The sequence below is a fragment of the Streptomyces capoamus genome (assembly GCF_014654935.1).
GTDB classification, from domain to species: domain Bacteria; phylum Actinomycetota; class Actinomycetes; order Streptomycetales; family Streptomycetaceae; genus Streptomyces; species Streptomyces capoamus.
In genome coordinates, this window is the sequence record NZ_BNBF01000018.1 from 29,665 (window position 1) to 36,619 (window position 6,955).

At 73.1% G+C, this 6,955-nt stretch carries 6 protein-coding genes and 1 pseudogene; 4 read left to right on the forward strand and 3 right to left on the reverse strand.

Annotated elements, in window-relative coordinates:
- Window positions 1–496: NAD-binding protein (locus tag IE312_RS41820; RefSeq protein WP_229900435.1), on the forward strand; the 496-nt coding region annotated here is incomplete at its 5' end.
- A 29-nt stretch (window positions 497–525) separates the two neighbouring features.
- On the forward strand, window positions 526–1,506 hold the full coding sequence (locus IE312_RS25880; RefSeq protein WP_189984739.1) for an NAD(P)H-quinone oxidoreductase: 981 nt from the start codon (window positions 526–528) through the stop codon (window positions 1,504–1,506).
- A 12-nt stretch (window positions 1,507–1,518) separates the two neighbouring features.
- On the opposite strand, the gene IE312_RS25885 is transcribed toward IE312_RS25880, so the two are convergent.
- A complete protein-coding gene (locus tag IE312_RS25885; protein WP_189984740.1) occupies window positions 1,519–2,295 on the reverse strand; it encodes a hypothetical protein in 777 nt (258 codons plus the stop codon).
- Between the two features lie 175 nt (window positions 2,296–2,470).
- On the opposite strand from IE312_RS25885, the gene IE312_RS25890 reads away from it, so the two are divergent.
- A complete protein-coding gene (locus IE312_RS25890) occupies window positions 2,471–3,010 on the forward strand; it encodes a bacterial proteasome activator family protein (RefSeq protein WP_189984741.1) in 540 nt (179 codons plus the stop codon).
- 93 nt (window positions 3,011–3,103) lie between these two features.
- Here IE312_RS25890 and IE312_RS25895 read toward each other — a convergent pair whose 3' ends face one another.
- Window positions 3,104–4,744, reverse strand: a complete 1,641-nt coding sequence (locus IE312_RS25895; protein WP_189984742.1) for a protein kinase domain-containing protein — start codon at window positions 4,742–4,744, stop codon at window positions 3,104–3,106.
- Between the two features lie 343 nt (window positions 4,745–5,087).
- Here IE312_RS25895 and IE312_RS25900 point away from each other — a divergent pair, with 343 nt between their 5' ends.
- Complete coding sequence (locus IE312_RS25900; RefSeq protein ID WP_189984743.1) at window positions 5,088–6,719, forward strand: protein kinase domain-containing protein; 1,632 nt, start codon at window positions 5,088–5,090, stop codon at window positions 6,717–6,719.
- 51 nt (window positions 6,720–6,770) lie between these two features.
- Here the strand turns inward: IE312_RS25900 and IE312_RS41825 are convergent.
- A pseudogene (locus IE312_RS41825) lies at window positions 6,771–6,955 on the reverse strand (aminoglycoside phosphotransferase); the annotation flags it as partial.

Below are 6,955 nucleotides of genomic sequence, written 5' to 3' on the forward strand. Positions count from 1 at the left end.
GCTCAAACGGGCCGAGGTGCACAGGGCCCGGCAGATCATCGTCGCCCCGCAGCGGGACGACACCTCGGTCCTCGTCACCCTGACCGCCCGCCAGCTCAACCGGACGGCCAAGATCGTGGCCGCGGTGCGCGAGGAGGAGAACGCCCCGCTGCTGAAGCAGTCCGGCGCCGACGCCGTCATCACCAGTTCCGGGGCGGCCGGCCGGCTGCTCGGGCTGTCCGTGCTCAGTCCCGCCGCCGGCATGGTCATGGAGGACCTCATCCAGCAGGGCAGCGGGCTGGACATCGTGGAACGGCCCGTGGTCCGCGCCGAAGCGGGCAAGAAGCCGCGCGAGACGGAGGACCTGGTGGTGAGCGTCGTCCGCGGCCACCGGGTGCTCGGCTACGACGACCCGTCCGTCGGCACCCTGCAGCTGACCGACCGGCTCATCACCATCGTCCGCGTCACCCCGGGCGCCCGGGTCACCCCCGACACCCGTCCCCTGCCGGGCGGGTGACCGCCCCCGCGGGGGGTAGCGTCACCGGCATGCATGCGATCACGATTCCCGAACCTGGTGATCCCGAGGCGCTGGTGTGGGACGAGGTCCCCGATCCGGTGCCCGGCGAGGGCGAGGTGCTGGTCGAGGTGGTGGCCAGCGCCGTCAACCGCGCCGACATCCTGCAGCGTCAGGGCTTCTACGACCCGCCGCCCGGCGCCTCCCCCTACCCCGGCCTGGAATGCTCCGGCAGGATCGCCGCCCTCGGCCCCGGCGTCTCCGGCTGGTCGGTGGGCGACCCGGTGTGCGCGCTGCTCGCGGGCGGCGGCTACGCCGAGAAGGTCGCCGTACCGGCCGGGCAGCTGCTGCCCGTGCCCGAGTCCGTCGACCTGGTCCGGGCCGCGGCGCTGCCCGAGGTCGTCTGCACCGTCTGGTCCAACGTGTTCATGGTCGCCCATCTGCGTCCCGGCGAGACCCTGCTGGTGCACGGCGGCTCCAGTGGCATCGGCACCATGGCGATCCAGCTGGCCAAGGCCGTCGGCGCCAGGGTCGCGGTCACCGCCGGCACCAAGGAGAAGCTGGAGCGCTGCGCCGAGCTGGGCGCGGACGTGCTCGTCAACTACCGCGAGCAGGACTTCGTCGACGAGGTCCGGCAGGCCACCGGCGGCGCGGGAGCCGACGTCATCCTCGACAACATGGGCGCCAAGTACCTGGACCGCAACGTCCAGGCTCTCGCCGTCAACGGCCGCCTCGCGATCATCGGCATGCAGGGCGGGGTGAAGGCCGAGCTGAACATCGGCACGCTGCTCGGCAAGCGCGCCGCGATCAGCGCGACCTCGCTGCGTGCCCGTCCGCTAGAGGAGAAGGCGGCGATCGTCGCCGCCGTACGCGAGCACGTGTGGCCCCTGCTCGCCGCCGGGCACGTCCGTCCGGTCGTGGACCGCGAGGTGCCGATGCCGGAGGCCGCCGAGGCCCACCGGCTGGTGGAGGACAGCGGCCACATCGGCAAGGTGCTGCTGGTCGCGCCGTAGCGGCGGGGCCGGTCAGCTCCGGCGCAGTCGCAGGCCCAGCAGGGCCAGGCCCAGGCCCAGCCCGATGAGGACCAGGCCGCTGCCCAGCGGCAGGAGCCGCAGGACCGGCTCCACGGGAGCCTGTCCCTGCTGGGCCGCCTGCTGGGCGGGCCGCTCCGGGTGTCCGGCCGGGGCGGAGCCGGCATCCTCCGGGGCCGGGGAGGCGCTCGGTATCCGGGCGGTCTCCGCCTCCTCCGGTTCCGCCTGCTCCTCCTGCTCCTCCTGCTCCTGGGGCTGCGCGACGGGGGTGGGGGGCGGGGGGTCGTCGTCGCCCTCCACCTCGGTCGCCGGCCCGTCGAGCCGGCCCGGCCGCATCCGCCCCTCACCGGCCCGGCTGCCCGCCCGGGACGGCTCGACGGAGGCGAGCGGGCGGTAGGGACGGACCGACGCGGAGGCGGAGTCGGAGGGCAGGGGCGCGACGGCGGGCGCCTCCTGGTGCGCGGAGGGGGCGGGAGTGGCACGCGCCGCCGCCGGGCCGCCGTGGCCCGGCGGGCCCTGTTCCGGGTGTCCGCGGCCCGCGGCGGGGTACCGCGCGGCCGTGCGGCCGGCGCCCTCGGCGAGCCGCTGTCCGCCGCGGTGGTCCGTGGCGGAGGGGCGGGCGGAGCCCTGCTCCGCGGCGGGGACGGCCGCACTGCCGTATGCGTGGGCACTGCCGTACGCGACGGCGGTGCCGTACGCCGGCAGCGCCGTTGCCGTGAGGACGACCAGCAGCCGCAGACAGCGGCGCGTGCGTCGCAGGCGTGGAGTCACGTCGGTGACCTCCCGGAGCCCAGGGTGTCGTGACCGATGGAAAACGGACGGGAACAAGCCTCACATTCCATGGCGAAGAAGGCATTCTGGATTGCTCCGTCGGGTCTAAACGGTGGATCAGCCCCATGAGGGGGCAGGACGGTGATGAGGTGTTGGCGTGCGAGAGAATGGCGGCATGGAGATGCCGAGGAACGAACGGTCGCCCGAGAACCCCCAGATCCTCGTCGTGGGTCAGGACGGGATGGCGCTCGGTGGCGGGGACGACGACTCGCGTGAGACCCCGGTGACGGAGCAGGTGGAGCAGCCGGCCAAGGTCATGCGGATCGGCAGCATGATCAAGCAGCTGCTGGAGGAGGTGCGGGTCGCCCCCCTCGACGAGGCCAGCCGGGTCCGGCTGAAGGAGATCCACGCCAGCTCGGTGAAGGAGCTGGAGGACGGGCTGGCCCCCGAGCTGGTCGAGGAACTGGAGCGGCTCTCCCTGCCGTTCACCGACGACGCCACCCCGACCGACGCCGAACTGCGGATCGCACAGGCACAGTTGGTGGGCTGGCTGGAGGGCCTCTTCCACGGGATCCAGACCACGCTGTTCGCCCAGCAGATGGCCGCGCGGGCCCAGTTGGAGCAGATGCGCCGCGCGCTCCCGCCGGGCGTGACCGGCCACGAGGGCGGCGACGACCAGCACCTGGGCGGCCGTTCGGGCGGCCCGTACCTGTAAGCCGCCGGCCGGCGGCTCGTCCGGCCGCACACGAAGGGCCCGGCGGACGGCCGCCGGGCCCGACTCGTCCCCGGGACCGCCCGGGGACGGGGATCACTGGGGCGGGTTGCCCGTGGACACGCGCAGTTCGATGCTGCCCGGGTCGTCCGGGTCGACGTCCGTGCCCTGTTCGGGGAACTGGTTCAGGACGGTCCCGTCACCCCAGGTGTTGTCGTTCTGGCGCTTGATGTTCCACTTCCAGCCCGCGGCCTGCAGGCACTGCTTGACGGAGCCGATGTCCTTGTAGCGGAAGTCGGGCAGCTCGACCTTGTCCGGGTCCTTCCACGACTCCTGCGGGTCGGTGCACTTGCTCTTGTCGATCCGCCGGCTGGTGTCCGCCGGGCGGTAGCCCGCACGGTGGGACGCGGAGGCCTTCGACCCGCCACCGGTGCCCTTGATGTCGTCGTTGGCGTTCTTCACGGTCACCGCGACGATCACCCCGACCACCACGATGACCGCGACCGTGACGGTACCGACGACCAGGGGCCGCTTCTTCCGGCCGGGCGGACCGGCCGGCCGTCCGACGGGCTGCGGCGCGATCGTGTAGGGCGGCGGGGTCGGCGCACCGGCCTGCGGGCCGTAGCCGACGGGAGGGGTCTGGTAGCCGCCCTGCTGCGGATAGCCGTAGGCCGGGGGCGTCGGGTGGCCGTACGGGTGCGGCGCCGGGGTGGGGGCGGGAGCCGGCTGGTACGGCGTCTGGACCTGCCCGTGCGGCGCCGGGGTCGCACGGTCGACCGGCGGGAACACCGCGGAGCCGACGCCCGCGCCGCTCTGCGCCGGCCCGGCACCCGGCACGATGCTCGGCGGGACCGCCTGCAGGGAGGCCGCGACCCGCAGGCACTCGGTGCGCATGGACTCGGCGGTGGGGAAGCGCTCGTTCGGGTTCTTCTTCAGGGCGCGGGCGACCAGCGCGTCCACCGCGGGCGGCAGCGCGCGGTTGACCGAGGAGGGCGCCACCGGCTCCTCCTGCACATGCGCGTACGCGATGGCCAGCGGCGAGTCCGCGTCGAACGGCAGCCGTCCGGTCACCAGCTGGAACAGCATGATGCCGACCGAATAGAGGTCGGAGCGGGCGTCCACCCCGCGGCCGAGGGCCTGCTCGGGCGAGAGGTACTGCGGGGTGCCGACCACCATGCCGGTCTGGGTCATGGAGGTGACGCCGGACTGCATGGCGCGGGCGATGCCGAAGTCCATCACCTTGACCACGCCACGCTTGGTCACCATCACGTTGCCGGGCTTGATGTCGCGGTGGACCAGCCCCATCTCGTGGCTGATCTCCAGGGCCGCGAGGACGTCGGCGGTGACCTTGAGCGCCTTGTCGGCGGGCATCGCGCCGAACTGCCGGATGTCCTCCTCGAGGACGGAGCCCAGCGGCCGGCCCTCGACGTACTCCATGACGATGTACGGCGTCGTCATGCCGTTCAGCGCGTCCTCGCCCGTGTCGAAGACGGAGACGATGTTGGTGTGCGTGAGCTTGGCCACGGCCTGCGCCTCACGGCGGAAGCGCTCGCGGAAGGCCTGCTCCCGGCCGAGTTCGGTGTGCAGCGTCTTGATGGCGACCTGGCGGTCCAGCACCGCGTCGTACGCCAGGTGCACCGAGGCCATGCCGCCCTCGCCCAGCAAGTCGCGCAGCTGGTAGCGGCCCCCGGCCAGGGCCTGCCCCGCGTACCGGCCGTGTGCGCCGTCCTGGCTCATCTCTCCGCGTCCCCCACCGGCCGCCCGGCGCCGTCAGCCGGCGGACAGGCCTTGATCGAATGTCTCATTCCCGGCCAAGTCTGCCCCAGGGCACCGACACGTCAAGCGCGGTGCCCGTTCCGTGACCGTACGCGCAAGAAGCGTCGCGCAAGCGTTACAGGGGCCCTACGACGGGTGCACGGAATTTGCACGACAGCGCGTGCTAGAGGTTTCATGACCGGTCAGTCTCGGGTCGGTTCCGGTTGCCGTTCCGAACCGGTGGCTCCCGCGGAGGCTGTAGCGTGGCCGACGGAGACCGTAACAACACCGCGCGCACCGCGGGCAGAAACGACGGCGAGGACTGATGGCACAGACGCAGCGCTCTCAGGGCCCGTCCGACCCCGAGGCGACTGGCGGCGGCATGTCAGACGCGCCGGAGATGTGGGGCAACGGAGGGCTCGTCGGCGACGGCCGGTACCGGCTCACGCACCGGCTGGGCCGGGGCGGCATGGCCGAGGTGTTCGCGGCCGAGGACGTCCGTCTGGGCCGTACGGTCGCGGTGAAGCTGCTGCGCGCGGACCTGGCCGAGGACCCCGTCTCCAAGGCCCGCTTCACCCGTGAGGCGCAGTCGGTCGCCGGCCTCAACCATCACGCGATCGTCGCCGTGTACGACTCCGGCGAGGATGTGGTGGGCGGCCAGTCCGTGCCGTACATCGTCATGGAACTGGTCGAGGGCCGCACCATCCGCGACCTGTTGCTGAACGCCGAGGCGCCGGGCCCCGAGCAGGCCCTGATCATCGTCTCCGGTGTGCTGGAGGCACTCGCCTACTCGCATCAGCATGGCATCGTGCACCGTGACATCAAGCCGGCGAATGTCATCATCACCCACAGCGGTGCCGTGAAGGTGATGGACTTCGGCATCGCCCGCGCCCTGCACGGCGCGTCCACGACGATGACGCAGACCGGCATGGTCATGGGCACCCCGCAGTACCTCTCCCCGGAGCAGGCGCTCGGCAAGGCCGTGGACCACCGCTCCGACCTGTACGCGACCGGCTGCCTGCTGTACGAACTCCTCGCCCTGCGCCCCCCGTTCACCGGCGAGACCCCGCTGTCGGTGGTCTACCAGCACGTCCAGGACATCCCGACCCCGCCGTCGGAGGCCTCCGACGGCTGCCCGCCGGAGCTGGACGGGCTGGTCATGCGCTCCCTCGCCAAGGACCCCGACGACCGGTTCCAGACGGCCGAGGAGATGCGCGGCCTGGTCCAGTACGGCCTGCAGATGCTGTACGACCAGGGCGGCCACACCGGCACCTGGAACACCGGCCCGGTGGCGGCCCCCGACGGCCGGAACGCCGCGGCGGCGGGCTTCGCCGGCACCACCGTCATGCCGCACACCGGGGACGGTGGCGGCACCGCGCAGATCCCGCAGCCGATCCTGCCCACGGGCTACGGCAGCGGCGACGACGGCGGCTTCGAGGGGCAGGGCAACAAGGGCAGCGGCCGCGGCAAGCTGTGGATCCTCGCCGTCCTCGCGGTCGTCGCGATCGCGGCGGGCGTCGCGCTGGCGATGCAGAAGACGGGCGGCACCGGCAGCGACGGCAACGACACCAAGCCGAAGACGACGCACTCCAAGAACACCAAGGAGAAGTCGCCCTCCCCGACCGCGACGGACGACAAGACCGACGAGCCCTCGAACCCCTCCACGGAGAACGGCTCGGGGTCGGGCTCCGGTTCCGGCTCCGGCTGGCCGCCGGCGTCCACGCCGTCGTACACCCCGTCCCAGCCGGCCAGCTCGACGCCGAGCAACGAGCCGTCGCACCCGCCGACCACGCCGTCGGAGCCCACGGACCCGACCGACGGCGGTACCGACGCGGGCACCGCCGACGGCGGCACGGACGCCGGTACGACGGTCGGCGGCACGGACGCGGGCACCGGCGACGCCGGCAGCACCGAGGGCACCACGACCGACGGCAGCACCGGCGACACCACCGGTTGAAGCCCGCCCGCGGCGACCGGCCCGGCGTCCCCCTGAGGTGACGCCGGGCGCTCACCGCACGAACGCGTCGCACACCGCGTCGTATTCGCGCGTCCACCACACGGCGAGCGCCGACGCGGCCGGGAACTGGCGGTCCGCGCGCGTGTCGCCGCGCTCGTAGTGCCAGCGCAGCATCCAGAAGTCGTTCAGCCGCTCCCACCACACCCGGTGCACGGCCGCCGCCAGCTCCGAGGGCG